Annotated in this window: 28 protein-coding genes, 1 tRNA gene, 3 pseudogenes and 1 other annotated feature; of the genes and pseudogenes, 22 read left to right on the top strand and 10 right to left on the bottom strand. The window is 65.1% G+C overall.

Annotated elements, in window-relative coordinates:
* Positions 1 to 22: 22 nt before the first annotated feature.
* Positions 23 to 1,211 (bottom strand): annotated as a pseudogene (locus ACZ50Z_RS15510) (IS481 family transposase).
* Between the two features lie 178 nt (positions 1,212 to 1,389).
* On the opposite strand from ACZ50Z_RS15510, the gene ACZ50Z_RS15505 reads away from it, so the two are divergent.
* A protein-coding gene (locus ACZ50Z_RS15505; protein ID WP_464482219.1) for an IS3 family transposase occupies positions 1,390 to 2,630 on the top strand; the annotation gives its coding sequence in 2 pieces (ribosomal slippage) (positions 1,390 to 1,675 and positions 1,675 to 2,630; 1,242 coding nt in all).
* Positions 1,665 to 1,781, top strand: a sequence feature (AL1L pseudoknot). It overlaps the preceding gene by 117 nt.
* A gap of 79 nt (positions 2,631 to 2,709) precedes the next feature.
* Here ACZ50Z_RS15505 and ACZ50Z_RS15500 read toward each other — a convergent pair.
* Positions 2,710 to 3,264: pseudogene (locus ACZ50Z_RS15500) on the bottom strand (integrase core domain-containing protein); the annotation flags it as partial.
* Positions 3,265 to 3,389: 125 nt separating this feature from the next.
* Here ACZ50Z_RS15500 and ACZ50Z_RS15495 point away from each other — a divergent pair.
* On the top strand, positions 3,390 to 4,622 hold the full coding sequence (locus ACZ50Z_RS15495) for an IS256 family transposase (protein ID WP_464486090.1): 1,233 nt from the start codon (positions 3,390 to 3,392) through the stop codon (positions 4,620 to 4,622).
* A gap of 55 nt (positions 4,623 to 4,677) precedes the next feature.
* Here the strand turns inward: ACZ50Z_RS15495 and ACZ50Z_RS15490 are convergent.
* Positions 4,678 to 5,319 (bottom strand): annotated as a pseudogene (locus tag ACZ50Z_RS15490) (helix-turn-helix domain-containing protein); the annotation flags it as partial.
* Between the two features lie 290 nt (positions 5,320 to 5,609).
* Between ACZ50Z_RS15490 and ACZ50Z_RS15485 the strand changes: the two are divergent.
* The 3 genes from ACZ50Z_RS15485 to ACZ50Z_RS15475 all read left to right on the top strand — a co-directional run bounded on the left by ACZ50Z_RS15485 (position 5,610) and on the right by ACZ50Z_RS15475 (position 7,395).
* A complete protein-coding gene (locus ACZ50Z_RS15485; protein WP_464484341.1) occupies positions 5,610 to 6,740 on the top strand; it encodes a tyrosine-type recombinase/integrase in 1,131 nt (376 codons plus the stop codon).
* A gap of 290 nt (positions 6,741 to 7,030) precedes the next feature.
* Complete coding sequence (locus ACZ50Z_RS15480) at positions 7,031 to 7,216, top strand: helix-turn-helix domain-containing protein (RefSeq protein ID WP_464484340.1); 186 nt, start codon at positions 7,031 to 7,033, stop codon at positions 7,214 to 7,216.
* Complete coding sequence (locus ACZ50Z_RS15475; RefSeq protein ID WP_464484339.1) at positions 7,213 to 7,395, top strand: hypothetical protein; 183 nt, start codon at positions 7,213 to 7,215, stop codon at positions 7,393 to 7,395. The genes ACZ50Z_RS15480 and ACZ50Z_RS15475 overlap by 4 nt, the downstream gene beginning before the upstream one ends.
* A gap of 54 nt (positions 7,396 to 7,449) precedes the next feature.
* On the opposite strand, the gene ACZ50Z_RS15470 is transcribed toward ACZ50Z_RS15475, so the two are convergent.
* Complete coding sequence (locus ACZ50Z_RS15470) at positions 7,450 to 7,716, bottom strand: hypothetical protein (protein WP_464484338.1); 267 nt, start codon at positions 7,714 to 7,716, stop codon at positions 7,450 to 7,452.
* A gap of 39 nt (positions 7,717 to 7,755) precedes the next feature.
* Between ACZ50Z_RS15470 and ACZ50Z_RS15465 the strand changes: the two genes are divergently transcribed.
* The 17 genes from ACZ50Z_RS15465 (at position 7,756) to ACZ50Z_RS15385 (ending at position 20,758) form a co-directional block, all read left to right on the top strand.
* Positions 7,756 to 9,759, top strand: a complete 2,004-nt coding sequence (locus tag ACZ50Z_RS15465; RefSeq protein WP_464484337.1) for an AAA family ATPase — start codon at positions 7,756 to 7,758, stop codon at positions 9,757 to 9,759.
* Between the two features lie 477 nt (positions 9,760 to 10,236).
* Positions 10,237 to 10,812 (top strand): hypothetical protein, encoded by a 576-nt coding sequence (locus ACZ50Z_RS15460; protein WP_464484336.1) that lies wholly within the window; start codon positions 10,237 to 10,239, stop codon positions 10,810 to 10,812.
* A gap of 184 nt (positions 10,813 to 10,996) precedes the next feature.
* On the top strand, positions 10,997 to 11,416 hold the full coding sequence (locus ACZ50Z_RS15455) for a hypothetical protein (protein ID WP_464484335.1): 420 nt from the start codon (positions 10,997 to 10,999) through the stop codon (positions 11,414 to 11,416).
* 82 nt (positions 11,417 to 11,498) lie between these two features.
* The gene (locus tag ACZ50Z_RS15450; protein WP_464484334.1) at positions 11,499 to 11,681 is read left to right on the top strand and encodes a helix-turn-helix domain-containing protein; all 183 of its coding nucleotides are present in this window, start codon (positions 11,499 to 11,501) and stop codon (positions 11,679 to 11,681) included.
* Between the two features lie 145 nt (positions 11,682 to 11,826).
* Positions 11,827 to 14,748, top strand: coding sequence for a C40 family peptidase (locus tag ACZ50Z_RS15445; protein WP_464484333.1), 2,922 nt, complete (start codon positions 11,827 to 11,829; stop codon positions 14,746 to 14,748).
* A gap of 166 nt (positions 14,749 to 14,914) precedes the next feature.
* Positions 14,915 to 15,355, top strand: coding sequence for a helix-turn-helix domain-containing protein (locus tag ACZ50Z_RS15440; RefSeq protein WP_464484332.1), 441 nt, complete (start codon positions 14,915 to 14,917; stop codon positions 15,353 to 15,355).
* A gap of 17 nt (positions 15,356 to 15,372) precedes the next feature.
* Positions 15,373 to 15,966: a hypothetical protein gene (locus ACZ50Z_RS15435; RefSeq protein ID WP_464484331.1), complete on the top strand. Its 594-nt coding sequence runs from the start codon at positions 15,373 to 15,375 to the stop codon at positions 15,964 to 15,966.
* A complete protein-coding gene (locus ACZ50Z_RS15430; protein WP_464484330.1) occupies positions 15,963 to 16,133 on the top strand; it encodes a hypothetical protein in 171 nt (56 codons plus the stop codon). The genes ACZ50Z_RS15435 and ACZ50Z_RS15430 overlap by 4 nt, the downstream gene beginning before the upstream one ends.
* 140 nt (positions 16,134 to 16,273) lie before the next feature.
* Positions 16,274 to 16,666: a DUF7715 family protein gene (locus ACZ50Z_RS15425; RefSeq protein ID WP_464484329.1), complete on the top strand. Its 393-nt coding sequence runs from the start codon at positions 16,274 to 16,276 to the stop codon at positions 16,664 to 16,666.
* Positions 16,667 to 16,856: 190 nt separating this feature from the next.
* Positions 16,857 to 17,210 (top strand): HNH endonuclease, encoded by a 354-nt coding sequence (locus ACZ50Z_RS15420; protein WP_464484328.1) that lies wholly within the window; start codon positions 16,857 to 16,859, stop codon positions 17,208 to 17,210.
* A 321-nt stretch (positions 17,211 to 17,531) separates the two neighbouring features.
* Entirely contained in the window at positions 17,532 to 17,900 is a 369-nt protein-coding gene (locus ACZ50Z_RS15415; RefSeq protein WP_464484327.1) for a hypothetical protein, read from the top strand.
* The gene (locus ACZ50Z_RS15410; RefSeq protein ID WP_464484326.1) at positions 17,900 to 18,229 is read left to right on the top strand and encodes a hypothetical protein; all 330 of its coding nucleotides are present in this window, start codon (positions 17,900 to 17,902) and stop codon (positions 18,227 to 18,229) included. Before ACZ50Z_RS15415 ends, ACZ50Z_RS15410 begins: the two co-directional genes overlap by 1 nt.
* 186 nt (positions 18,230 to 18,415) lie before the next feature.
* Positions 18,416 to 19,114, top strand: a complete 699-nt coding sequence (locus ACZ50Z_RS15405; RefSeq protein ID WP_464484325.1) for a DUF433 domain-containing protein — start codon at positions 18,416 to 18,418, stop codon at positions 19,112 to 19,114.
* Between the two features lie 11 nt (positions 19,115 to 19,125).
* A complete protein-coding gene (locus ACZ50Z_RS15400; protein WP_464484324.1) occupies positions 19,126 to 19,563 on the top strand; it encodes a PIN-like domain-containing protein in 438 nt (145 codons plus the stop codon).
* A 115-nt stretch (positions 19,564 to 19,678) separates the two neighbouring features.
* The gene (locus ACZ50Z_RS15395) at positions 19,679 to 19,960 is read left to right on the top strand and encodes a hypothetical protein (RefSeq protein WP_464484323.1); all 282 of its coding nucleotides are present in this window, start codon (positions 19,679 to 19,681) and stop codon (positions 19,958 to 19,960) included.
* A 106-nt stretch (positions 19,961 to 20,066) separates the two neighbouring features.
* Positions 20,067 to 20,249, top strand: coding sequence for a hypothetical protein (locus ACZ50Z_RS15390; protein ID WP_464484322.1), 183 nt, complete (start codon positions 20,067 to 20,069; stop codon positions 20,247 to 20,249).
* 14 nt (positions 20,250 to 20,263) lie between these two features.
* Positions 20,264 to 20,758: a hypothetical protein gene (locus ACZ50Z_RS15385; protein WP_464484321.1), complete on the top strand. Its 495-nt coding sequence runs from the start codon at positions 20,264 to 20,266 to the stop codon at positions 20,756 to 20,758.
* A 50-nt stretch (positions 20,759 to 20,808) separates the two neighbouring features.
* Here ACZ50Z_RS15385 and ACZ50Z_RS15380 read toward each other — a convergent pair whose 3' ends face one another.
* From ACZ50Z_RS15380 to ACZ50Z_RS15355, 6 genes are all read right to left on the bottom strand, one after another.
* Positions 20,809 to 21,084 (bottom strand): hypothetical protein, encoded by a 276-nt coding sequence (locus ACZ50Z_RS15380; RefSeq protein WP_464484320.1) that lies wholly within the window; start codon positions 21,082 to 21,084, stop codon positions 20,809 to 20,811.
* 14 nt (positions 21,085 to 21,098) lie between these two features.
* Positions 21,099 to 21,395: a hypothetical protein gene (locus tag ACZ50Z_RS15375; protein ID WP_464484319.1), complete on the bottom strand. Its 297-nt coding sequence runs from the start codon at positions 21,393 to 21,395 to the stop codon at positions 21,099 to 21,101.
* Positions 21,396 to 21,517: 122 nt separating this feature from the next.
* A tRNA-Arg gene (locus tag ACZ50Z_RS15370) sits at positions 21,518 to 21,593 on the bottom strand.
* Positions 21,594 to 21,643: 50 nt separating this feature from the next.
* Entirely contained in the window at positions 21,644 to 22,438 is a 795-nt protein-coding gene (locus tag ACZ50Z_RS15365; protein WP_464486259.1) for an LLM class F420-dependent oxidoreductase, read from the bottom strand.
* Positions 22,439 to 22,476: 38 nt separating this feature from the next.
* Positions 22,477 to 23,556: a poly-gamma-glutamate hydrolase family protein gene (locus tag ACZ50Z_RS15360; protein ID WP_464484318.1), complete on the bottom strand. Its 1,080-nt coding sequence runs from the start codon at positions 23,554 to 23,556 to the stop codon at positions 22,477 to 22,479.
* Positions 23,557 to 24,798 carry an Nramp family divalent metal transporter gene (locus ACZ50Z_RS15355; RefSeq protein ID WP_464486258.1) on the bottom strand — a complete coding sequence of 414 codons (1,242 nt, stop codon included), beginning with the start codon at positions 24,796 to 24,798 and terminating at the stop codon, positions 23,557 to 23,559.
* Positions 24,799 to 24,813: the final 15 nt, after the last annotated feature.

Raw genomic sequence — 24,813 nt, 5'->3', positions numbered from 1 at the left:
CGGTGACACTCTGTGTTGTGGTTTAGGCCGGTGCGCTGGTGCGCAGGGCCCGTTTGTTTCGTACCTCGCCGCGGCTGGTGCGCGCGGCGGTTTTGACCAGATCATCGCCGACCCAAAACCGCAGCAGGTCCCCATCGACGTGGACATCGCAGCGCGCGCCGGGCATAGTGGCGCCCGATACAGACCTGCTGCCAGGACACGCACACGATGCCGTTGGAGCACACCCGTCGACTTACCCAATCATCGCCACTGCGGTCGACGTGTCGGGCACACGAGTTCGAGGGCGGTGATGCCGGCGCACCGGCGTGAAACCGTTGAGCCGGTGTGGTCATCTTCAGGGCTTGGTGCGGCCGGGTGGTGTTGTAGTCCTCGACCCACTCATCGAGCGCCTGCTGAGCGATCTTGAGGCTGGTGAAAGGCTCACGGCCGCTGAGGAACTCGGCACGCAGACTGCGGTGAAACCGCTCGATTTTGCCCGTCGTGGTCGGACTTCGCGGCTGGGTCAACACGTGCTCGATGCCGTGCTCGCGGCAGATCGCATCAAAGAGCACCTCGACCGGTGGATGAAAGAACCGCCCGGTGAACACCTTGCCGTTATCGGTCAAGATCTGCTCAGGCACGCCGTAAGCCGCCAGCGCCGCCCGTAATCCGTCGCAGACCGCACCGGTGCGCTCACGAGCCATCAACTTGGCGCACACACACATCCGGGAATGATCATCAATACCGGTCAAGGCTTTGGCGCTGGTGCCGTCAGCCAACGCGAACCCGCCCACGATGTCCATCTGCCATAACTCCATCGGGGCGCCACGCTCCCAGCGTTTCCATTTGCGCGACCGTCGATCTCGCATCGCGGGGTCGATCAGACCGGCCCGCACCAGCGCTCGATACACCGCCGACTCCGACGGCACCGGATGGACACCTCGTTTGGCCAACTCGAACACCAACCGCCGCGGCCCCCAATACGGTCGCGAGCGGCGCAGCTCGAGCATCTCGGCCTCCACCTGCCCGGGCATCTGATGCGGACACGACACCGGCCGATGCGACCGATCCACCAGTCCTTCCAAGCCCGCGGCTTCATAACGGGCCAGCCATCGGTGCAGCGTCTGACGCGCCACCCCGGTCTTCTCTGCGGCCTGCGACACCGACAACCCGTCGCCGATCACCGCCATCACGGCCTGATACCGCTGCTCAGCCACACTTAACTCCCTCATCTAGGGAGTGTCACCGATCAACCGAAACAACTGTCACGCATCAGCCGAAACACTGACACGCATCAACCGAAGGCGAAATGTCACGCATCACCCGACGTCATACACCGCTTGAAGTGCCCCTGTTCAGAGTTGAAGTACCCCAGGTTTTGTTCCGATCCTTATAGGAGGATTGGAAGCTATGCCCCGTCAGTATCCGCCGGAGTTTCGCTCTCGTGCGTTGCGGTTGTTGGACACCATGTTGGAAACCTCGGATATATCGGAGTTTGAGGCCATCAGGTCGGTGGCCAGCAAACTCGGTATTGCGCAGGAGTCGGTGCGTCGATGGCGGCGCAAAGCGCAGGTCGATACCGGGGAGCGTCCCGGCACGACCAGTTCTGAGCACGCCGAGATACGCCGCCTTAGGCGAGAGAATCTCGAATTGCGTAGGGCCAATGAGATTTTGAAGTCTGCATCCGCGTTTTTCGCAGCGGAGCTCGACCGCCCCGCACCGAAATGATCGCCTTCATCGACGCGCATCGCGATCAGTTCGGGGTCGAGCTCATCTGCCGTGTCTTGCGGGCGCCAATCCCGGGATTTTTCACCTCACGGGGGTATCGCGCAGCGTTGACCCGGCCGCCCTCAGATCGTGAGATTCGCGATGAGCAACTGATCGCCGACCTGCAGGCGGTGCACCAGCAGAATTACTCGGTCTATGGCGTCAAGAAGATGCATCAGGCCATGACCCGGCGTGGCTGGACACTAGGTAGAGAACAAACTCGCAGGTTGATGCGCAAAGCTGGGCTGCGCGGGGTGCAGCGCGGCAAGCCGGTATTCACCACCGTCACCGATCCCGCCTCAGCGCGACCCGCCGACTTGGTCAACCGGCAGTTCCGGGCGCCGGCACCAAACCGGTTGTGGGTCGCCGATATCACCTTCGTGCGGACTTGGCAGGGATTCTGCTACACCGCGTTCGTCACCGATGCCGCCACGAAAAAGATCGTCGGTTGGGCGGTCTCGGCAACCATGCGCACCGAGGACCTTCCGCTACAGGCATTCAATCATGCTGTGTGGCAGTCTAACTCGACTCTATCTGAGTTGGTGCATCATTCCGACCGCGGATCGCAGTACCTATCGGTGACCTATACCGACCGCCTGATCGAGCTCGGGATCGCCCCCTCGGTGGGCTCGCGTGGCGATAGTTATGACAATGCCCTCGCCGAGGCGGTCAATGCCGCTTACAAGACCGAGCTGATCAACCGCGCTAAACCCTGGCGCTGCATCGACGACGTCGAACTGGCAACAGCCGAATGGGTGGCCTGGTACAACCAGGAACGCCTGCACGAAGCCCTCGGCTATCAAACCCCAGCCGAGTACGAGGCCGCCCTGACCGGCACCTCACACCCCGCGAGCCAGCCGACCCCGGCCCTCGCAACCGACTAGGAACAAAACCTGGGGTACTTCAAGTCGGTTGATTCTTGACGTTTCTGTTTCGGTTGATCCTTGACGCTCGTGTTGTGTTTTAGGGTCCTGTGCTGGTGCGCATGGCCCGTTTGATTCGTACCTCGCCGATGCTGCGTCGGGTGGCGGTTTTGACTAATTGGTCGCCGACCCAGAATCGCAGCAGCTCGCCGTCGACGTGGACATCGCAGCGTTGCCCGGCGTAGTAGCGGCCGATGCTGACCTGCTGCCAAGCCACGCACACCACCCCGTTAGTGGTCACCCGACGGCTGACCCAATCATCGCCGCTACGGTCGTCAGTTCGGGCGGTCGCGCAGTTCGACGGTGGTGATGGCGGTGCACCAGCGTGGAACCGCTGGGCGGGGGTGGCCATCTTCAGCGATTGATGCGGCCGATTGTTGTTGTAGTCATCCACCCATTCATCGAGGGCCTGCTGAGCGATCTTGAGGCTGGTGAAAGGCTCACGGCCGCTGAGGAACTCGGCACGCAGACTGCGGTGAAACCGCTCGATTTTGCCCGTCGTGGTCGGACTTCGCGGCTGGGTCAACACGTGCTCGATGCCGTGCTCGCGGCAGATCGCATCAAAGAGCACCTCGACCGGTGGATGAAAGAACCGCCGGGCGTGTCTCATTGACTGTGTAAGTGGTTGGGCCTGAATGGTGGTCAGGCATGCTGGCCACCGGACAGGAGTGAATCGCTTTGTCTCGATCGGATCCATCGCGCGATGAGGCTGCCAAGCAGTTGGCGCAGGTGCTGCCCCCGGCGGCACTTGATGCCTTGCTTGCCGACGCCGAGGCCTCCGGCATGCCTATCGACGGCCCTGATGGGCTGTTGTCCCAGATCACCAAGAGTGTTCTCGAACGCGCCCTCGATGTCGAGATCGCCGATCACCTTGGCTATGAGCACGGCGATCCGGCCGGCAATGGCTCGGGCAATTCGCGCAATGGCCACGGACGCAAGACCGTGCTGACCACCGCCGGCCCGGTGGATCTGGAAGTGCCTCGCGACCGCAATGGCACCTTCGATCCGGTCATTGTGCCTAAGCGCAAACGCCGGCTCGGCCAGGTCGAGGACATGATCTTGTCGCTCTACGCGCGCGGCATGAGCACCCGTGACATCACCGAGCACCTGGCCGAGGTCTATGGCGCCAGTGTCTCAGCGGCCACGGTCTCGCGGGTCACCGAGGTGGTGGCCGACGAGATCGCCGCCTGGCAGTCCCGGCCGGTCGATCCGGTCTATCCGATCCTCTACATCGACGCGATCCGGCTCAAGATCCGCGATGGCGGCGTGGTGGCCAACAAGGCCGCCCACGTGGTGATCGGGGTCGATGTCGAGGGCATCAAGCAGGTCTTGGGGGTGTGGATTCAGCAGACCGAAGGGGCGAAGTTCTGGCACGGCGTGCTCACCGAGCTGCGCAATCGGGGGTGCCGGGATGCGTTGTTCGTCTGCTGTGACGGGCTGACCGGGCTGCCGGAATCGATCGCCGCCGTCTGGCCCCAGGCGGTCATCCAAACCTGTGTCGTGCACTTGTTGCGGGCCAGCATGCGCTACGCCTCCTATACCGACCGCAAGAAGATGGCCGCCGCGCTGCGCCCGATCTACACCGCAGCCACCGAACAGGCCGCTGCGGTCGCCCTGGAGCAGTTTCGGTCTGAATGGAAGACCAAATCCCCGGGGGCGGTCGCGGTCTGGGACCGGGCCTGGGCGGAGTTCGTGCCGTTTTTGGCCTTCCCCGTCGAGATCCGCAAGATCATCTACACCACCAACGCCATCGAATCGCTGAACTACCAGCTGCGCAAAGTCACCAAGGCCCGCGGCTCATTCCCGTCTGACGCCGCGGCGATGAAACTGCTGTATCTGGCCATCCGCAACATCAACCAGAAACGAGGATCAGCCCAAGGACAAGGAACCTACCGCTGGACCGAAGCGCTCAATGCTTTCGCGATCCAATTCCCCGACCGACTCCCACTATGACAACCCACTAAACACCAACGGCCACAACTACTTACACAGTTATCTTGACAAGCCCGAACCGCCCGGTGAACACCTTGCCGTTATCGGTCAAGATCTGCTCAGGCACGCCGTAAGCCGCCAGCGCCGCCCGTAATCCGTCGCAGACCGCACCGGTGCGCTCACGAGCCATCAACTTGGCGCACACACACATCCGGGAATGATCATCAATACCGGTCAAGGCTTTGGCGCTGGTGCCGTCAGCCAACGCGAACCCGCCGACGATGTCCATCTGCCACAGCTCCATCGGCGCCCCACGCTCCCAGCGCTTCCATTTGCGCGACCGTCGATCTCGCATCGCGGGGTCGATCAGACCGGCCCGCACCAGCGCTCGATACACCGCCGACTCCGACGGCACCGGATGGACACCTCGTTTGGCCAACTCGAACACCAACCGCCGCGGTCCCCAATACGGTCGCGAGCGGCGCAGCTCGAGCATCTCGGCCTCCACCTGCCCGGGCATCTGATGCGGACACGACACCGGCCGATGCGACCGATCCACCAGTCCTTCCAAGCCCGCGGCTTCATAACGGGCCAGCCATCGGTGCAGCGTCTGACGCGCCACCCCGGTCTTCTCTGCGGCCTGCGACACCGACAACCCGTCGCCGATCACCGCCATCACGGCCTGATACCGCTGCTCAGCCACGCTCAACTCCCTCATCTAGGGAGTGTCAAGGATCAGCCGAAGTAGCTGTCACGCATCAGCCGAAACACTGTCAGGCATCACCCGAAGCCGGAATGTCAAACATCAGCCGAAGTCACACACGCTTGAAGTGCCCCCGGCAGGATTCGAAAATGCCGACCCGTCCGGTTCTGTTACCGTCAGTTAGCTGCAGAAATCCGCTTCTACCTGCCGATACGTCCATCATAGGTTATGCGCACAGTTGCGCAAGGGTTAGCATGAATCAGCGTGTCTGGTGCACGTGCAGGGCACGGGTGAAAGGTAGCGGGATGGCTGACCGACGATCATGGGGAAAGCTGCGCAAGCTGCCCAGCGGCCGCTGGCAGGCATCCTATGTCGGCCCGGACCTGGTGCGCCACACCGCGAAAGCCACCTTCAGCGCCAAGATAGATGCCGAAGGCTGGTTATCGGATGAACGCCGCCTCGTCGAACTGCACGCCTGGACACCGCCCGCTCAACGCGAAGCCGAACGGCTCGCCGGCGGCGTCACCGTTGCCGAATACGCAGCCGCATGGATTGAGCAGCGCCCGCTGAAGGCCCGCACGAGGATCGGATACGAATCGACGCTGGCCCGCCATATCACCGACACCAGCCTGGGACGGCTGCCCCTGCGCAACGTCACCGGCGCCGCTGTGCGCTCGTGGTACGCGGGGCTCAACACCGCCAAGCCGACCGCCCGGGCGCATGCCTATCAATTGCTCCATGCCGTGCTGGCAACCGCGGTGGTCGACGAACTGCTGCCGGCCAACCCTGCGCATATCACCCGGGCGATGGCCGCACCCACCAAACGCCAGCCCGTGATCCTCGAGGCCGCCGAGGTGGCGGCGCTCGCCGACGAGATCAAGCCCGAGCTGCGGGCGCTGATCCTGGTGGCCGCCTGGTGCGGCCCGCGATGGGGGGAACTCATCGAGCTGCGCCGAGGCGACGTCGGGAAGGACTGCGCCACGATCACGATCGCCCGGGGCGCCACCCACAGGCAGGGGAAGTGTCGCATCGACACCCCGAAGTCGGGGCGCGGCCGCTCGGTCGTGGTCCCGCCGCATGTTCGGCTGGCGCTGACCGAGCACCTGAAACGCTACGTCGGCAAAGGTACGGGGGAGAAGCTGTTCCCGCCGGCCCGTGGCGGCTGCCACCTCAACGACCGCGTGTTCCGCGAGGCGTACAACGCCGCGCTCGAGCAGATTGGCCGTGACGGCGAGAGGCTGCCCCGGCCAACGATTCACGACCTACGGCACTTCGCGGGCACCTCGGCCGCCCGCGTCGGCAACTTGCGCGAGACCATGGACCGCCTCGGCCACAGCACGATCAAGGCATCGTTGCGCTATCAGTCGATCGCGGCTGGGCGTGACGCGGAGGTGGCCGAAGCGTTGTCAAAACTCGCTGAGTCGCCAGCAAAATAGTCCATGCGACACTAGGCGAGTTTCAAACTCTGGACCCGCTGATTTTTAGTCAGCGTCTCCACTATTTCGCAACCAGCACCGCGTGCGTGAATGCCCAAATGTTGCACCCAACTGGTCCCTATGTACAGCCAACTGGTCCCCAAGTCTTCAGTCGCATTCAGGCGACACTATTTGCTATCAGCAACGAAAACCCCTGCAGCAGAGCCTAATTGTCTAGTTGTAGGCATTTGCGTGCGTTCGTTCGCTGTGTTTACCGTTGGATTACACGTTGAACGCACGAGGAGTTGAAAATGACCTCCACCAGAACGGAACTCAGCCCCGCCGAGGCGGCCGCATATAAGGGCGTGCATCCTGCGACCATCCGCCGTTGGCTGGCGTCGGGTGCGCTGTCCGGCCGACGTTGCGGACCAAAACTAATCCGCATCAAGGTCGCCGACCTCGACGCCATGGGCGCACCCATCGGCGGGGGCGCATGAGCCCCACAGCGCCGCCAGCGGAAGCGTCCACCGACACCACCCTGTCGAGCACCGATAAGTGGCGCCGCGACCATGAGCGCCGAGCTGCCCGCGCAGCGGTCGACTCCGACTACTTCGACATGATGCCCCGCGGCGTTCGTGAACGCGCACAACAGATTCAGGCCCGGCGCCCGGCATGAAGCAAAACGAAGGGCCGGCGCCCAACTGGCACCGGCCCAACGCGCAAGTGGCTATCAGCTGCCGCGGGCGTCGTTGTACAGAAACACGTCCGCCAGGGTGGTCATTTCGTCGTGTGACAGGCAATACGGCCGCTCGCACAGCGCGATCGTTGCGCGGCGGATCTGTTCCGCCGAGGGCAGTTGTTCCCTGGCGCGTTGCATCCTCCGGTCGACGAATCGGCGTTGCTCAGGCGCCGCCGCCGAATCGGGGAACCGCACCTCGAATTCGTCAAACGCAAATGCCTGGACATGGACAGCTGGGGATTCATCTAGAACCGTCATAGCAACAGTATACATAACTGGAAGGCTTACCGAAAACAAATGGATACGCTCGAAACTGACCTCACCAACCATGCGATTACAGACGAAGATTTAGCCGGAATCGACGAGCAGCTACACGGCACGGTGCGCGACCTATACGCGGCGTCAGGACACCGCGAATTCGCCATCACGGTCGCCAGGAACGCCGAACGGCGGCGCACTCAACCAGAACTGCAATTGGCATTACTTCTGAACGCCATCGACAGCGCGATAGACAGCGGACAGCGGCCTGACACTCACGTCGCCAGCGGCCGCAGCCTGGTGGAGATGCTGGCGCAGTTGTTCCCAGCCGAACCAGGGCCACAAGAGGCTGCACAAGTCTGGCACGAACTCGACACGCAACTTGCCAAGCTGGCCGGGCTTCGGCAGCTTCCACGCGACTTCTACGACCAGACCAGGGCTGCGGTGCGCATCGGCCAATACGCCTACGCTGCAACAGGAAGCAGCGATTTCGCCGTGGCGATGGCAGGCGCGTTCGAAACCAAAGTGACCAAGGGCTGTAAGCCTTCGTTGCGGCCAGTCATCCAGTCTGCCATCGCCGCCGGGACGGACCTCCACGCCCGCATAAGATGCAGCGACCTTCGCGGGCTGCTGCGATACCTGGACCCCGACATAGACCTCGACGCCGCCTGGTCGGAGACGGCAGAGGAGATCGCTATAACGGCACGTCATGCTGAAATTGCTCGCGCATTGGCAGCGGAATACGACGATGACGACAAAGACTTCTCCCCATTCTTCAGCCGGCGTCTTAATTGGTTCGACAACAAAGACGACCCACAACTGCTAGGTAAAGTATGTAATTTCCTCGACGGGGCAGACGAAGAATGCCTCGACATGGACGACGTAGCAACTGCGCTCAAACGCCACGTCGGCATCCTCGATCCCATCGTCGATGAGGCGTTCGACAAATTAGCCAATCGGAAAAAGGAGGAGGAGCGCCGAAAGGTACTGCAGCGCATACGCGGGCACTACGACACCGATGGGCAATACCGCATCCTCGGCACCTCCGTTATCCCGATGTCGCTGGCAGCCACGGGCAACACCAGCGTCCCGCCGGCCATCTGGGGTGAAGGCATGGACGTCCTTTGGACTGAGGATGAATCGCTGATTATCGAAGCCAGCTACGGGGTTGGGAAAACCACCCTTGCCGGGCTGCTGCTCCGCGGGAAGTTCTGCGGGGGTGAAGTTCTCGGCTACCCGGTGCGCAAACTGCCTGACGGGCAACGAATTCTGTATCTTGCCCTTGACCGACCGGAGCAGATCGTGCGATCCATGCTGCGGCAGTTCACGCAGGAACAGCTCGACGACCTCGGCAACCGGCTCTCGATTTGGCGTGGCCCGCTACCAGGCGACGCCGCCGAGAATGACCACCTGCTCACCGACCTTGCCGATATGCACGAGGCCGACGTCATCTTCGTGGACTCCGTGAAGGACGCTGCTTTGGGTCTATCGGAGGACCGCGCCGCAGCGATCTACCAGCGCGGCCGGCAGAGGTTGCTGCAGTCCGGCCGGCAGCTAGTCGAGCTGCATCATCTGACCAAAGGCGGTGACGCCTACGGCTCCATATGGCTCAACGCCGGTGTCGGGTCGGTTGTTCGACTGAAAGGCGCAGCGGGCGGCCCAACGGCGACACTCACGCATCTGAAGTCACCGGCACGTCGGGTCGACCCGATCGAGATCATCCACGACCGGGCCAATGGTGGCATGACCGTCGCGGCCAAGGAGGCGGCGGAACGGGGCGGCTGCGATGCCGGCGAGTCCACCGCGGACGAGCCGACCGCGGCAGGGCTGCCCGAATGGGTCGCAGGGCACGGCCCGGAAGGCGTTACCGGCGCCCAGGCCGCCGACTGGTTGTATCGGTCGAACGGCCGGAACGACAAGGTCCGCGCGCAGCGCGCACTGAACGCGCTCTGCGGCGACGGTGGCCCGTTGCGGCATGTCGAGGGCAGCCGCGGCGGGGATATCAAGACGCCGGCGCGGTGGGTGGCCAGGTGCCATGACTAGCCATTACACACCTGATCGCCCTGGCATCCGTTGCGTGCATTGGCCTGACCTGCGGTTTTCCAATGCATGTGTATTGGCTTTCCACCCACGTTTTTGCAGCTCAAAGCCCATTTTTCGACCCACCGCACACATGACACCGCAGGCCTGGTCCCCCCTCTTAGAGGGGGACAGACCAGCAGGCCCGCGGTCCATCAACCCACAACCCCCGGAATGCCGTGGGCCGCGGATCCCGGCGCGGCGGGCCGCACCCGACGCGCGTTGGGCAATCCACAGGCAGGAGTCAACAGTGAGCAACATCGACACCGCGGCCCGGCCCGGCTGCGCCCGTACAGGCGCGTGGTCCGCCGCCCTGGCTGAAGTCCCGCCCTGTGGGCACAGTCGCGCCCAGATGGCCGTAGGCGTTGACCCACAGGGGTTGTGGTGGCGCCGGTGCCTGGCGTGCAGCGGTAACAAACCTGACCACCACGGGGCGACCCGATGAACGCCGACCAGTTTGCCGCCCTGATGGGCATGGCTGCCTCTGTGCCGCGAATGCCCGATGCGGCGTGCCGCGGAGAGGCGTGGCTCGCGGACCTCGACGTCACCTCGGGTCGGGAACGGATCGACGCCGGCATCGAAACCTGCCTCGGCTGCAGGCAGTTGCAACGCTGCAGCGACTGGGTGGACGCGCTGCCAGCGGGTCAACAGGTCCGCGGCGTGGTGGCCGGCCGCCTCGTGGATCCTGCCGCGTATCAGACCGCCAGGGCGGTGATGGTGGGCGAGCTGAGACCGCACCCGCCACAGGAGGTGCCGAAGCCGCGTGGCCCGCGGCGGCCGGCGCGGCGACTACTCGCCGCATCGGAGGCCGCCGGTGAGGTTGGCCTGACCGTGCGGGAGGCGGCTGCGGTCCTGTACGGACCAGAGGCGACCTTGAATCAAGCCGAGCAGACCAGGCAGGCGCTCGAACGCATGCGACGCCGTGGTGTGCTGCGCCGCGTCGACCGCGGCCAGACCAGCGCCCGGGGGCGCGTCTCGCGGTACATGCGCGTCGACGTCGAGGCGGCGGCGTCGTGAATCACCGCCCGATCACCCGCGTGTGGCGCGCGGATCTGCCGGGGGCGCCCTGGGCGGCCGAAACCAAACCGGCCGCACCCGAACCGCCCGATCGCGAAAACAGTTGCCCCACGGGCACCTCAGCCCCGAACGCGGCGGCTGCCGCGTGGCTGCGGTCCCGACCGAGGACGAAGGGAGGGTCGTCGTGACGGCCAACTACACACCACAGGATGCGTTGCTGCATATCGCCGCGGCCATCGAGCAGATGCGTAACGAACTGGCGAGGGTGGCCGATGCTGCCCCGCCGGCCGCCACCGTGCGCGACTACGCGAATTGCGCACTTGCATACATCGATCGAGTGTTCGCTGGGATCCAGGAACACCAGGTCAACCACGGCGCGCACGGCGATCACTACAGCACCGGGCTGCCAGTATCGACAACCGCCAGCCTGGCCGGCGGGGCGAAGTGGCAGAAGTTGCATCACCCGGCGCCGGATCATCCGATCAACCGGCCCCGCGTTCTGGCGACTGGGGTGCCGCTGGGTGACGGGTCCAAGGCGGACGTGATCGCTTCGGCGCCTGGCGTTCTCGACGTAGTCCGTCGGCCGTCGCCCTATGTCGTCTAGTGTCGTTTCTTCGCGCTTGTTGGCGTGTTCCTTTATGCTGAAGGTGGATTCAGGCTGCAACCGAGTCACGAGGATTGTTGCGATGCCTGACCACCAATTCACCATCAGCGAAGCCGCCGCGCATGCGCGCGTCTCGCGTCGCACCGTGGAGCGCTGGATACATACCGGCGTGCTGCCCGCTCGACGTCTTGGCCCCAGATTGGTGCGGATCGCCGCCGAGGACCTCGCGCACGTGGGCCGGCCCGTAGAGGTGGCGGCTCGGTGACCGCGGCGACAGAACAAATCACCCTCGGCGGAAACGAACTTGTCCACCGCGCCGCGGTGTTCTGCATGACGTGCCGTCATTACCGGGACGCCCCCTGCAGCCGGCATTGCTGGTCTGACGATCGCGCATCGTGGGAGGACGAACGATGAGCGACGGCGCAAAGCTGGCATCTGGCTACATCGAGTTGACGGTCAAGAAGGCCGGCGACGCGATGAAAGAGATCACCGCCGAAATCACCGGCGTCGGTAAGCAGGCCGAGAAGGCCGGCAAGCAGGCCGGCGACGCCATCACCAAGGGTGTCACCAAGGGCGCCAAGGAAGCCGGCAAAGCGATCAACGACGAGATCACGTCGAGCGCCGAGAAGGCCGGAACCTTTGCCGGTAAGTCAGCCGGGGATGCGATCGAAGCGGGAATCGGCAAGGGCGCCAAGGGTGCCGGCAAGGCCATTCAGGACGAGATCACCAAGGCCACAAAGAAGGCCGGCGACGACATCGGCAAGACCAAGATCGAGCCGAAGGTGGAGCCGAAGGTCGACACCGCCAAGACGAAAGGTGCGCTCCGCGAGATCGGCAAGGACATCGCCGAGACCGTACAGAAGGGCATCGAGGACGCCGGATACACGACCGACCAGGTTGTCGGAGAGCTGGCCAAGCGTGCGGGCGCGAAAATCGGTCAAGAGCTGCACGACGCGGTTCTGAACGTCCCCTACCTCGGCGATGCTGTCAGAAACGTTGGGAGCGTGATCGATCCGGTGGTCGACGCCTTCCACGGAATCGGCGACGCGATCACCGGCATCAAGGACAAGGATGCTGCTGGAACGCTGAACGGGCTTGCCGCCGCGCTGAACTCGGTCGGACAGACACAGGCCGGAGCGGCGGTACAAGACGTCGCCAACAAGGCCGCCCCGCTGCAGGAGAAGATCTCCACGCTGAAGAGCGACATCGAGGGGACCACCGAGGGGTTCTTGATGTTCGCCGGGAACTCGGGGCGCATCTCTGGCGCGTTCACGGCGATCGCCGCAGCCGCCGGGCCGCTCGCGGGCACGCTCGCCGCGCTGGACACGGTGATGCCGGGGTGGCACAACGCCGGCGCGAATGTGCTCGATCAGATTCAGGGTAAGCAGCCGGTTAACGCGAAAGACTGGGTCAATACTCTGGTTCCGGGCTCGAATCTGCTCGACAGCGTTATGGGGTGGGGGCATCAACAGCGGCCAGCTTCCCCGGTACAAGGGCCGCCGTCGCCGCCAGCGCCGCCGCCCATCACCGCACCAGGGACCGACTACTCCTGGCTTCCGAAGCGCGCCACGGGCGGCGTGACGCCAGCCGGCAAGATTTACGGGCCGGGAACCGGCACGTCCGACTCGATCATCGGGATCGGCGCCGACGGTGTGCCGACCGCGCGGGTGTCAGCCGGTGAGGGCGTGGTGCGGAAGTCCGCTATGGACCGCGGCGCCGCCCCGATCGTCGCGGCCCTCAACGCCGGCACCCTCCCCGGCTTCGACGACGGCGGCATCGTGCCCCCAGCGGTGCCCGCTGTACCCCCAATCAAGGTGCCGGAAGCGACCACCGGGCAGGCCGGCGACTTCAACCAGTGGCTCGGCGCCCAACAGGGCAAGGCGTACCAGTACGGCACGCTGTACGACTGCTCGGGCTTTATGTCGCAGATCTACAACAGGCTGACCGGCAAGCAGATGCCGCGCTTTAACACCGAAAGCGACTTGGCGGCCTACGGTTTCGTCCGCGGAAGCAAGCCCGGGACATTCCAGCTCGGCATCCACCACGGCGGCGGCGGCCCGAACAGTCACATGGCGGGCACCTTGCCTGACGGCCGTGCTGTCGAGTCCGCTGGAAACGGTGTGCAGATCGGTGCGGGCGCACATGGGGCCTCAGACGCTCAATTCGAGGACCACTGGTATCTGCCGGGCAGTGAACTGGGTTCGGCGCTGACGGGTGGAGCGCCTGGCCAGCTCGCCGCAATGCTCGGAGGAATGTCTGGCAGCCAGGGGGATCCGGCTTCGCTGTCCGCCGCTGGCGGGCCTGGCGGCGGATTCGGCCGCACGCAGGGCTACATCCCCGCGGGTGCGGGCGGGGGTGGCACGGCGGGCACCAGCCTCTGGTCCGGCGCGATGCAGATGGGCGCCCAAGCTATCAACGGTTTGATCGAGCAGGCCGCGTCGGCGGCGTCGACCGCTATCTCCGCGGCTGCGACTGCAGGATCCTTCGGCGCCGGCGGCCAAGCCGGCGGGGCGGCGTCGTCGTTCCTGATTGGCATCGGCACAAAGATGGCCGAACGTGGTGTGCAATACGGCTTCCAGATGGCCGGCATCGGCGGTGACGCGCTGGCCGAGATCCTGCTGCCATTCGGCGTGCCCAGGTTCTTCCAGACCGACCCGTCTCAGTTCATGCCGCAGCTACCCGGCCAGGCCGCCGCCGTCACCACGGGCGAGAAGGCGCAGGGGCAACAAGAGGGCCTGCAGACACCATCCCCATCGGCCCCGGTGCAGCCCGGACAGCTGCCGGGACAGCAGCCGGTAGGCGCGTCGGCGCCGATCGCTACGGCCGGCACGGGGGATTTCACACCGGCGCCAACGCCGATGCAGGGGCTGGCCGATACGCAGACGCAAGGCCCGGCCGTGCCCGTTCCGCAGCCTTCGGGGTCGCCCGCCCCGGTTCAAGGACCGTGGCCCGTGCAGGGTCCGAAGCCGCAGCAGCCATCCGCGCCGGGATCGCAGCCGCCGCTTCGGCCCACCGACCTGGCGGGGCTGCTCGGCCTGTCGCGAGGCGGAGTCATTCCCGGGAAGTTTGACGACGGCGGCTGGCTGATGCCGAACGGCATCGCGATCAATCAGACAAATCGGCCCGAACCGATCCTCAACGATGAGCAGTGGGGCAACCTGCACGCGATCGCGAGCCAGGGCATGCCGACGCCGGACCCGAAGGCGTTCCGCGGTGGCGACGACTACAGCGTGCGGATCGACCAGGTGACGGTCAAGGACGTCAACGAGCTTCAGCGCGAGATTGATTCGCGCCAGCGGTTGCAGCGGATGCGGTACGGGGGGCGGCCGTGATAATCGTGGACCCCATTGGCGGCAATGCGCTGACGCCTCCACGCCAGGCAGGCGCAAGCCACACCGACGCTGACGGCTGGCCTACGCACCGCGCGAAAAGCCGAACACGACGGCGACGGAAAGCTCGTAACAGACTCAAAGGCAACAACATTCAGGGGAGGACGCGTTGACCGCCGCGAGCAGTTGGGATGCGCGTTTCTACCGGCACGTCAACCCGGACGGCTCCGTTACCGTCCCGCCGCGGATCGCCAGAATGCTCGACAAGCGAACATTGCCCGAGTGGCGAATGCTAATGCGCACCAGCGACGTCGAGGCGTACGAGATTCTGGGCGCGCTGCATCTGTCTGGTTTGGGGTACGAGCAGAACCTCTTCCGGGAACCCCAAATGTCCGGTAGCGGACACGATTTCGACACGAGCGGCGCGCAACGGACAGAATCAGAACATGAACAGTTGACCTCGCCGCAGGCAGCCGAACGGCTGGGCGTCACAGACCGCACCGTAAGACGTTGGTGCCAAACGAAACGCCTGGCCGCCAGATGGCACGGCGGCCGGTGGCACATCAACGAGTACGACCTACGCATCACCCAAGCGGCAACCGCCGCCTGACCGAATGGAAAACGCAAATGGCTACCACGCAAATCGCCGACGCGAAGAGCAAGATGACCACGATCCGCGCCAGCCTCGCCAAGAAATGCGACGCCATCCGCGCCGATCCACGCTACACGGAGGCGGGACGCCGCCAGGAACTCGCGAAAACACTTCTGGCACACCGCAAGCAGGCAGCCGCGCTGCGTGACGGCACCACGGTCGACAATGACAGCACACGCGCCAGGCTGACCACGAAGCTGTTCGGGCTGCCCGCCGGCGCCGACGCCGGCTCCACCCTGGCCTACCGCGACGCCGTGGACCGCGCCTCGCAGCTGCGCAGCGGGAAGGACCTGCAGGCCATGCGGCAACGCGCAACAGCCATGGGGGACGACCTCCTGGCGCGCGCCGCAGCCGCCCGAGCGTTTGAGCTTGGGATCCGCGATGTCGCGAAGGACTATGCCGAAGCCGCCGGCCTCGACAACGAGTACGACGACCTCGCGGCGACGCCCACATCAACGATGGCCAGCGCCGCACTGTTCTCGGTCCCGTGCCCACCGGAGCTGCGCGCAATCGTGGGCGGCGTGTCGGACGACATGTTGCAGCGCATCGCGGACGGTGACACGGCGTGAACGAGGCAGGCCACGAGGCGCAGCGGGACGCGAAAGCCGCTGCGGCCGAGGCGTTGCGCGGTGTCCACAAGAGCACTGCGCTGCCCCGGCCGCTGCAAACCCTCGTCGGGGCGGTGGTGCTCGAGTCCCGCGAGCCGGCCCGAAGGCCATGGGCCGACGTGGGATGAACCAGGACCGTGTGGAGCTTGGCACCGCCGTATCCATGGCCTGCGGCGCGGTTGCCGACCACACAAAAGGCCGCCGGGTCCGTTTCTATCGGAGGCAACGCGACCCGGCGGCACCCAAAGGTTAAGGAGCACAACCAAAAGTGAAAGCACTCACCGTCCACCGTCCACCGAATCCCGAGCCAGACGACTTCAGCCACGGCATCGAGGGTGAACTCGCCGCACCGATGTCACCATGCGCCCGGACCAATTGCGGCTGCGACCGCGCCCACATCGGCCTGAACAGCCGCGCCGGCAGCACCACGGTCATGGTCCGCGACGTGGACATGACGTTCAACGACATGGTGACCGCCTGCGCCGGCTACCTCGAAACAGCCTGGGGTGCAACACCACATGCCGCCATCGACACCGCGGCAACGATCATCGGCGAAGCAGTCAACGCAGCCACCTATCACAAAGCGGGCACAGTGCTGCGGCCGTGGTTCGATCACAGCGTCGGCGAATGGCGCTACCGTATCGCCAGCGGTGTCTCGTGACAATGCCGCAGCAGCAGCCCGAGCGCTGCAAGCACTGCGGCAACACGCGCATGAACGTAACCAAACACCGCTGGTTGTACGGGCAGCGAGTCACGCTGTGCGGGCCGTGCAACCGCAAACACAACCGGCACATGCGCAGTCGCAGCCGGGTACCGCAGGACCGCTACCGTCGACCCGCAGGTGGTGCCGCATGACACGCCGCTCAGGTTGGCAGCGCGCGGGCAAACCGACCGCCTCGAGCAACGTCACCCGGGGCTATCAGTGGCAGCGCACCCGGAGGCGGATCCTGCGTCGCGACGACCACGAGTGCCAGATCCGCGGGCCGCGATGCGCGGTCGACGCCACCGAGGTCGACAAGATCGTGCCCATATCGCTGGGCGGATCCGATACCGACGATGACAACCTGCGTGCCGTATGCGTGCCATGCCATCGCGTCAAGACAGCCCGCGAGGCCGCGGCAGCCGGTGCGGCGGCACGGGAGCGTCGCAGCAGGAAGCGCCCATCGAGGACGCACCCATCCGACGTCTTGCTAGGGGATGTGTAGTATGGCTATAAAGTTTGCTGGATGCGGAAGTGATGCGCGCTCGATGCATAACTATGCACGATGTTCAGGGCGGCAAAAGCCCGCTGACCTGCGCATACCTGGGGGGACCCCCCCTGACCTGCGGTTTTGCGCGCCGGCCGGACTTAGTGCGTGACAAAATGTCGGGTTCCACAAGTCCCCATCGGCTGCATAATATGCAGGCCGATTGTTTGCTGTGGGTTGACCTGCGGGGATGCCCGCCGACGCGCCGATCAAGGCTCCTAGTGAATTGCCGCTAACTCGGCCGAAAACCGGGCCATATCGGAAGGAAACACGGACAAAATGAGCACCACGCAACGTGGCCGGCCGCCGTCGACGGAAACCAGGATTCGCCGGCAATACGCCGAGCTGCTCGAGGAGATCGGCGGGGGCCGCATCGACTACAGCCCCGACGAGCTGGACATGATCGAGACGGCTGTGCGGCTCGGGCAGCGGGTCGACCTGCTGGGCAAAGCGCTGGCCTCCGAGGCCGGCAAGGAGAAGCCGGATCCGGCCGTGCTGGTGCGCATCAGCGCGGAGATGCGGGCCTCCGAGAAGGAAGCCGCTATGACGGCGGGACGGGTGCGGCGGGGCTTGGAAAAGACGATGGCGGTGGCGGACAAGCCGGTCACCGGGTTGCGTGTCGCCGGGCACAACGGCGGGCGGCGCTGATGGCGCGCCTACGCGTGCCGGCCGCCAAGCCGGTGTCGGATTACGACAGCGCGGGTGACTGGTTCCGCGGCTTGAGGTGCCTCGAATACGCGCACCACACGGGCGTTGTGGATGATTCTTGCGCCGAGGTGGCGAACTACCTCGACGCCTGGGAGGCGGCGAACGGCGGCTCGCCGCGGCGGCGCGACGGGGAGCGCATGTCGTCGTGGCCGGCGTTCTGCGGCGGCCGTGAGCGGTTCACCTGGCCCGGCGTGTCTGGTGAGCGGAAGCTGACCGCGGTGGCGGTCCGTGAGGGCTGGTATGCCCCGGTCGATTACATGGACCTTTGATGCGCTGGTTGTGGCCGCCGCTGCGGTGGCGGTCGGTGCGGCGGCGTATGGCCTACCTCGAGGCGCGGGTCGCGGCGTTGGAAGCTGGGCGGCCGGCGATCCTCGCCTATCGGGCCAATCGACAGCGGCATGGCTTTCGCGTTCCCTTGCGGCCAAAGTGTCGGCGGCCGGCGATAGCGTTGTGTCATGCTTGCGGCCATGGCGGTTACCTCGATGCTTGATCGTGAGGTCTATGTGTACGCGGAGGTCGACCGGCTAATCGGCCTCCGCGGGGGGACGGCTCGGCGGTGGATCAATGGCTACGAGCGGTCAGGCAAAGTCTACGACCCAATTCTGCGCGTCAAACCGCGTGATACACCGTGGGTCACGTGGGGAGAGTTCGTCGAGACGCGAATGCTTGCCGAGTTCCGCGATATCAAGAAGGTTCCGATTCCGCGGCTGCGAGCTGCAATAGACGAGCTGCGACGCGTTTACGGCACGCAGTATCCGTTGGCGCACATGCGGCCGTATCTCTCCTCGCATGACCGGGATTTGACGATCAAGGACGAAGATTCGGAGCTGGAAGTCGTCATACGTACGGGCCAGCAGTTGATCGGCGATGGCCGGTGGCTGGCTAAGAGGTCTGTTCTCGAAAATGACGAGGACGGTGAAGCGATCATCGTTGAACTCCCAGCGGACCGGGACTTCCCCGACATCGTGATCAACCCGATGCGATACAGCGGACAACCGACGTTCGTGGGTCGGCGAGTGTCGCCCGTGACGATTGCCGGCATGGCGAACAGCGGTGAGCCGCACGAGGTTCTGGCGGCCGAGTATGGGCTTAGCCTCGCGCAGGTGGATCAAGCGATCGCCTACACCGAGAGGTATCGGCTGGCGGCGGCGTAAGGACGCCGGCAATGGTCACGCTCGATGATGTGAGATTCGTCGTCGACGAAAACCTCTTAAGCCTCGGCAACGGCATGGTTGCGCTGCGCAGAGACACCGCACGGTTCAGCCGTCCACCCGTGGACGCGTTGTTGCCCCTGGGGATCCCCGACCCGCATTGGATACCGATCGTCGGCGACCGCGGTTGGATCATCATCACCAACGACCGGCGGCTGCGCACCAGGCCCGGCGAGGCTGAACTTGCAATTCAGCACAAACTCAAGGTGATTCATCTACATGGCGATATCGGCAGCAGGCCCGCGTGGACACAGATGGTGCGGTTGGCCACCCGTTGGGAGAGCATCGAACGACACGTGGAGCGGTCACCGGAAGGGCCGTGGTGGCTGTCGGTGCGGCGGAATGGCGTCGAGGCGATGGCGTTCGCGCCAGGGAACCCGGGGCGAACGTAGACGTGAGGCGGCGCAGAGGCGGGTGGGCGCGCCATGCCTTACCCCGGCGAGCGAGCGGCGGTACGGTCGACCTCGCCGCAATCCTGTGGCGAACAAGCCGAATAGGGAGAAATCAATGCCGACGCCTGACATCTTCGACTTCGACACAGAACGCCTTGCGACTTACGAGCCCGCGGACATCGACAAGGTGCTGGTCGACCAACCGGCACTGTATATCAACCATTTGCGGATAGCGCGCAGCCTAGACGGGTGGGCAGGTCGCCTGGAAACCGGACACTACAGCTCAGGCGATAACGATGAGTTCCAAAAGGGATACGTCCAAGCACTCCGCGAAGTGGCCGCGCACCTTCGACAGGCTGATTACGTCGAGGGTGGCGCGATGATCGTCAATCAGTAAGCACTGGGGGCAAGCCACCGCCTGCAGGTCCTTAAGGGCATGGTTCCCAGGAGCTGGGCCGTGTCGCGTTGGCTGCTGCTTGACGTGCGGAATTACGCTATCGGTTATGACCAATCCGTCGCAGGGCGCCCAAGGCCCAGCCGCTCAGGGGTCCGGCGCGCCGCCACCGCCGCCACCGCCGCCACCAACGCCGTCGCCCCCCGACGTGTCGTGGATCGAGTTCGATGTCGAGATGAGAAGCCAAGATCCGGCAACCATCGAGCACAAGGTCATTAACCGCGGCGACTAGTCAAAACACGCCCCATGACCAGCTCGGGCATCGAAATCTACGCCGCGTTCATCGAGGCGGAGTTGAAGATCGAGACTGACCGCCGTGAGTCGGTATACAAGCGGGCCGCCACACTCGTTACAAGCTCGGCTGGTCTGATCACCTTGGCGCTCGGTGTATTCGGCCTGTTGGCCGGCAAAAACGTGGAGTTCCCGGACGTCGCCAAACCGTTTTTCGTCGCCGCTGTTATAGGTCTCCTCGTCGCTGGCGCCTGCGCTGTTGCCGCGGGATTCCCGCGCGACCAGCACGTCGTAAAAGACAAGACGCTCGACAAGATTCTCACCGCGCACCATGCGGATTCTGCAGAGGTTGCGCACTATGGGGTGGCCTACATCAACGCAGTGGGTCTCTTGTCACTGAGGCGCGGGACGAAGAAAAAGGCGTTGCTGCTCTTTGCATCTGGGGTCGCCCAGATCTCGGCCATGTTCGCTATCGGCATATGCGTCTGGCTCGTCGTGCTAGTTAGGTAGGAACCAGCGCCCCGCTGAAGGGTGTCTGCGGGGCGCTGTTACCGACGTGGTTACGGCCGGGCAGCCCCCCACCAGGCGAAGACTGCGGTGGCGGCCGCGGCGATGAGGCCGCAGACGATCAGGAACACGGCGTAGTTGATGGTCGCGCCCCATGAATATCGGATCGGTTCGTCCGGGCCGTCGTCGTCCGCCCACGCTAACGCCGGGGCGGCGGCTTGCGGAGTTCGGGGGATCGCGGCGGTCGGGTCTGCCGCCGGTCCGATCGCGGTGTTGTCGTCGGGCCAGAAGCCGGTGTCGGCGGCGGCCAGATCGTCGTCGCGTGTCATCACTGCAGCCACGTTCACAGCGCGCGTCCGGCCGGGTGGCGGTCGTTGAGCGCCGGGGCTTCGCCGTAGCCATCAAGGTGGTCGAGCAGGTTGGCGCAGGCTCGGGCCGCGGCCGCGATGTCGGCGTACAGCGCGGCGCAGCGTTGCGTCGCCGGGGCTTCCGGCGCGCCGGCGACGATGAGCCGGTCGGTGCTTGTGATGAGCCGCATCGCATGCCGCAGGTGCAGGAGCGCGTTCGTCAGCGCGGTCTGCGCCTCGGCGGTGGCGACGTCGGGGGCGGGTGCGACCGGGCAGTTGATCTGGTGGGTCATGGGAAGCCTTTCCGTCAGGTGTTGTTTGCTGACACCAGACGGATTACCTTCCGAAGTGCACGACGGGGGCATTCGGCGTTTGGTCAGGCGGCCAAAAACCGGCCTTTACCTGCTTAAACTCTTGGTGCCCCCGGCAGGATTCGAACCTGCGACACCGGCTTTAGGAGAGCCGTGCTCTATCCCCTGAGCTACGAGGGCGGACGGGCCTGAGCTTACCGGGGCGGCAGGCTAAGGACCGAACGCCGCTGTCAGCGCAGTTCGGCGATCACCTTCGAGAAGTTGTCGATGTTGTTGTCCTGCACGGTGAAGGACGACACACCGTAATTTTCGCGGTAGGCGCGCAACGTCTCGGCGATTTCGCCGGGCGAACCGGTGAGCACCGACGGCTGCGACAGGATTTCCTCATCCGACAGATCCGGCGCATAGCTGCGGGTCAGTTTCAAATCGGGCTCGGTCTCGCCGACCCGCGGCATCGCCGTGATCGCCAGGTTCAGCTCGAGCGCGTCGAACCGGTCCCCGGCGGCGTTGCGGACGAAGTCGACACGTTCGGCGAAGGGATCGTCGACGGCGCGCACCTTCGAGCCGGTCAACCCGATGATGTCGGCGTTGCGGGCGGCGATGGTCAGCACCCGGTCACCGTTGCCGGCGATGATGAGCGGCGTCGACGGGTGGTGTTCCTTCAGATACTGCGTCATGTGTTCGAGGTAGTCGACCCGGGCGCCGGCGCTGGGATAGGGGATCTCGGCGGCCTCAAACTCTTCCCGGACATAGCCGGTGCCAAGCCCGATCTCGAGGCGGCCGTCGCTGAGTAGATCCAGGGCTTGCATGTCCCGGCTGAGCAGGGCCGGCTTGTAGAACGCGGAATTGAGCACATACATGCTCAGCTTCAGCGTCGTGGTGACCATCGCGACCGCGGTCAGGGTCGGAAACGGCGCCGCCGCACCCAAATGGTCGGGCACACAAAGAATGTCGAAGCCGGCGTCTTCAGCGCGCTTGGCCTTATCGAGCAGCGCGTCGCGCGACTTGAAGAACCGCATGCTCATTCCGAAGCGAAAATCCTTGGCCACCAACTACCTCCGTTTTAGCGATCCGACGACATTGTCCAACCACGAGCGGCCTGCGCCAGCCCTTGGATCAGCGCACTGGTGACCGACGACAAACCGTCATCACCGGGCAGCGGGCTGCGCGGGCTGATCCCCCGGACCCGCGCCGAGAGCTCCAGCTGGGTTCCGCCCTCACGCACCCGGTTTACCGGGTTGCGCGGGTGCAGACCGCGCAATTCCGGTGGGACGTCGTCGAGGTCGGTGATTACCTGGTAACCGGTCAGCCGGATGTGGCTGGCCACGTGGGCGGCCAATTTCCGGTTGCGCCCGCCGGCCAACAGCTGGGTGCTGCGCCCGTCGCGGCCGTAGCCGTGCAGCGACACCGCGACGTCGACATGGTCGAGAAACTCGGCGAGCCGTGGCGACTCGGCCGGATCGAACAGGGCTGACGGCAGGTGATGCGGGTAGCGGTCGGGATGGCGCACCACATACAGCGACGCGTCGGCGGCCTCGGCGGCACGTTCGGCGATCACGTCGGTCATCTCTTCCAGCCCGCCGCCGTGGATGGCGAGAAAGCCGAAACGCGAACGCAATTGGCTGGCCTCGGTCACCCCGGGCTCACGCAGCAAGGCTGAAAGCGACTGTGGCGCAGGGTCTGTCGTCGACGAGGATTTCGGGCGAGGCCAGCCCGCGGGGTCCCAGCGGCGCAAGAACTCGAGCCAGCGTTGGGGGAGTCCATGTTGGGTGGCGCCGTCGATGATGGTCGGCAGGTAGCCCGGGCGCGGGGGCCCGGGCGTCACGCGGTGGTCGATATAGACCCAGGCCGGTGACGGCCCGTTGTCGGTGTGCACGGTCAGCCGGTCGCGCCGGTAGCGCACCGGCACACCTTCGGCGCTGTCCAACGTGGCCAGGTCGCCGTCGGAGATCTGCCAGAGCACCCCATGCACCTGGTTTCCGGCCAACGGTTCGACGGTGGCCACGCCGCGCTGATTGATCAGCCAGTCGTGATCGGCGAGGACCGCCGGCCGCGGATCGGCGGCGTCGGGACAGCGCCGCGCCATCTGCCTGACGCATAGGTTCGAGCCGTATGCGAAGTACAGATGCCGCAGGGCCGGCATTCAGCCGGTCACCGTCAGCCAGACGAGCACCATGTTAAGCAGACTAATCAATATGCCGACGCCCCAGCCAAGAATCGTCGTGATGCGGTGGTTGGCGTCGTCGCCCATCAGCTCCCGGTTGCTCGTCAGCTTGATCAGGGGCAGCACCGCGAACGGAATGCCGAACGACAGCACCACCTGGGACAGCACCAACGCACGGGTGGGGTCGAATCCGACAGCCAGGATCACCAGGGCGGGGCACAGGGTGATCAACCGGCGCGCCACCATCGGGATCGACCGGTGCAGCAACCCCTGCATGATCATGGCGCCGGCGTAGGCGCCCACCGACGAGGACGCCAGACCGGACGCGAGGAGACCGATCGCGAACAGCACGGCAATCGTCGCGCCCAGGGTGTTGTGGATGGCGGAATAGGCGCCCTCGATGGAGGCGCTCACGTTGCGGTCCTGCAGGTTGATCGCGGCGACCAGCAGCATCGCGGCGTTCACCGTGCCGGCCACCGCCATCGCGAGGACGACGTCCCAGCGGGTGATACGCAGCAGCAGGCGGCGATGCGATCCGTCGTCGGGATGCCCGTGCCGATCCAGGACCAGACCCGAATGCATGTACACCGCGTGCGGCATGACGGTGGCCCCCAGGATGGCGGCGGCCAGCAGCACGCTCTCGGTGCCGCGGAACCTGGGCATCAGCCCGCCGAACACCTCCTGGGGAGGCGCGGTCTTGACGAAAAAGCTCGCCGCGAACCCGATCGCGATGACCAGCAGCAGGCCCGTGATGACCCGCTCGAAGATGATCTGCCCGCGCCGGTCCTGGATGCCCAGCAACAACAGGGCCACCAAGCCGGTGATCAGCCCGCCAATCATCAGCGGCAAGCCGAACAGGATGTGTAAGGCGATGGCCCCGCCGACGACCTCGGCCGCATCGGTGGCGATCGCCACGAGCTCGGCCTGCGCCCAATACACCAGCCGCAGTGGGCGGTTCATCCGTTTGCCGAGGGCGGCCGGCAGCGAGCGCCCGGTGACCAGCCCGAGCTTGGCCGACAGGTACTGCACCAGGCCCGCGAGGACGTTGGCCGCGACGATCACCCACAGCAGCAGGTAACCGTACTGCGAGCCGGCGCTGACGTTGGCGGCGACGTTTCCGGGGTCGACGTAGGCGATCGCGGCGACGAAGGCCGGCCCGAGCAGATACCAGTTGCCCTTGAGCGAGCCCTGGGTGCGCTGCGCCAACGTGCCGACCTCGATTCACTTCACCGAATA

This window comes from Mycobacterium sp. NTMscope_MAC_269, from assembly GCF_976985695.1.
The sequence above is the reverse complement of the archived record's forward strand: the minus strand, read 5'-3'. Positions and strand labels throughout refer to the sequence as shown.

What these genes read in the sequence shown, in the direction of transcription:
- ACZ50Z_RS15485 (WP_464484341.1), top strand. Translation starts at nt 5,610, where the DNA reads ATGGCTGACCGACGATCATGGGGAAAGCTGCGCAAGCTGCCCAGCGGC.
- ACZ50Z_RS15480 (WP_464484340.1), top strand. Translation starts at nt 7,031, where the DNA reads ATGACCTCCACCAGAACGGAACTCAGCCCCGCCGAGGCGGCCGCATAT.
- ACZ50Z_RS15475 (WP_464484339.1), top strand. Translation starts at nt 7,213, where the DNA reads ATGAGCCCCACAGCGCCGCCAGCGGAAGCGTCCACCGACACCACCCTG.
- ACZ50Z_RS15470 (WP_464484338.1), bottom strand. Translation starts at nt 7,716, where the DNA reads ATGACGGTTCTAGATGAATCCCCAGCTGTCCATGTCCAGGCATTTGCG.
- ACZ50Z_RS15465 (WP_464484337.1), top strand. Translation starts at nt 7,756, where the DNA reads ATGGATACGCTCGAAACTGACCTCACCAACCATGCGATTACAGACGAA.
- ACZ50Z_RS15460 (WP_464484336.1), top strand. Translation starts at nt 10,237, where the DNA reads ATGAACGCCGACCAGTTTGCCGCCCTGATGGGCATGGCTGCCTCTGTG.
- ACZ50Z_RS15450 (WP_464484334.1), top strand. Translation starts at nt 11,499, where the DNA reads ATGCCTGACCACCAATTCACCATCAGCGAAGCCGCCGCGCATGCGCGC.
- ACZ50Z_RS15445 (WP_464484333.1), top strand. Translation starts at nt 11,827, where the DNA reads ATGAGCGACGGCGCAAAGCTGGCATCTGGCTACATCGAGTTGACGGTC.
- ACZ50Z_RS15435 (WP_464484331.1), top strand. Translation starts at nt 15,373, where the DNA reads ATGGCTACCACGCAAATCGCCGACGCGAAGAGCAAGATGACCACGATC.
- ACZ50Z_RS15420 (WP_464484328.1), top strand. Translation starts at nt 16,857, where the DNA reads ATGACACGCCGCTCAGGTTGGCAGCGCGCGGGCAAACCGACCGCCTCG.
- ACZ50Z_RS15415 (WP_464484327.1), top strand. Translation starts at nt 17,532, where the DNA reads ATGAGCACCACGCAACGTGGCCGGCCGCCGTCGACGGAAACCAGGATT.
- ACZ50Z_RS15410 (WP_464484326.1), top strand. Translation starts at nt 17,900, where the DNA reads ATGGCGCGCCTACGCGTGCCGGCCGCCAAGCCGGTGTCGGATTACGAC.
- ACZ50Z_RS15405 (WP_464484325.1), top strand. Translation starts at nt 18,416, where the DNA reads ATGCTTGCGGCCATGGCGGTTACCTCGATGCTTGATCGTGAGGTCTAT.
- ACZ50Z_RS15400 (WP_464484324.1), top strand. Translation starts at nt 19,126, where the DNA reads ATGGTCACGCTCGATGATGTGAGATTCGTCGTCGACGAAAACCTCTTA.
- ACZ50Z_RS15395 (WP_464484323.1), top strand. Translation starts at nt 19,679, where the DNA reads ATGCCGACGCCTGACATCTTCGACTTCGACACAGAACGCCTTGCGACT.
- ACZ50Z_RS15390 (WP_464484322.1), top strand. Translation starts at nt 20,067, where the DNA reads ATGACCAATCCGTCGCAGGGCGCCCAAGGCCCAGCCGCTCAGGGGTCC.
- ACZ50Z_RS15385 (WP_464484321.1), top strand. Translation starts at nt 20,264, where the DNA reads ATGACCAGCTCGGGCATCGAAATCTACGCCGCGTTCATCGAGGCGGAG.
- ACZ50Z_RS15380 (WP_464484320.1), bottom strand. Translation starts at nt 21,084, where the DNA reads ATGACACGCGACGACGATCTGGCCGCCGCCGACACCGGCTTCTGGCCC.
- ACZ50Z_RS15375 (WP_464484319.1), bottom strand. Translation starts at nt 21,395, where the DNA reads ATGACCCACCAGATCAACTGCCCGGTCGCACCCGCCCCCGACGTCGCC.
- ACZ50Z_RS15365 (WP_464486259.1), bottom strand. Translation starts at nt 22,438, where the DNA reads ATGAGCATGCGGTTCTTCAAGTCGCGCGACGCGCTGCTCGATAAGGCC.
- ACZ50Z_RS15360 (WP_464484318.1), bottom strand. Translation starts at nt 23,556, where the DNA reads ATGCCGGCCCTGCGGCATCTGTACTTCGCATACGGCTCGAACCTATGC.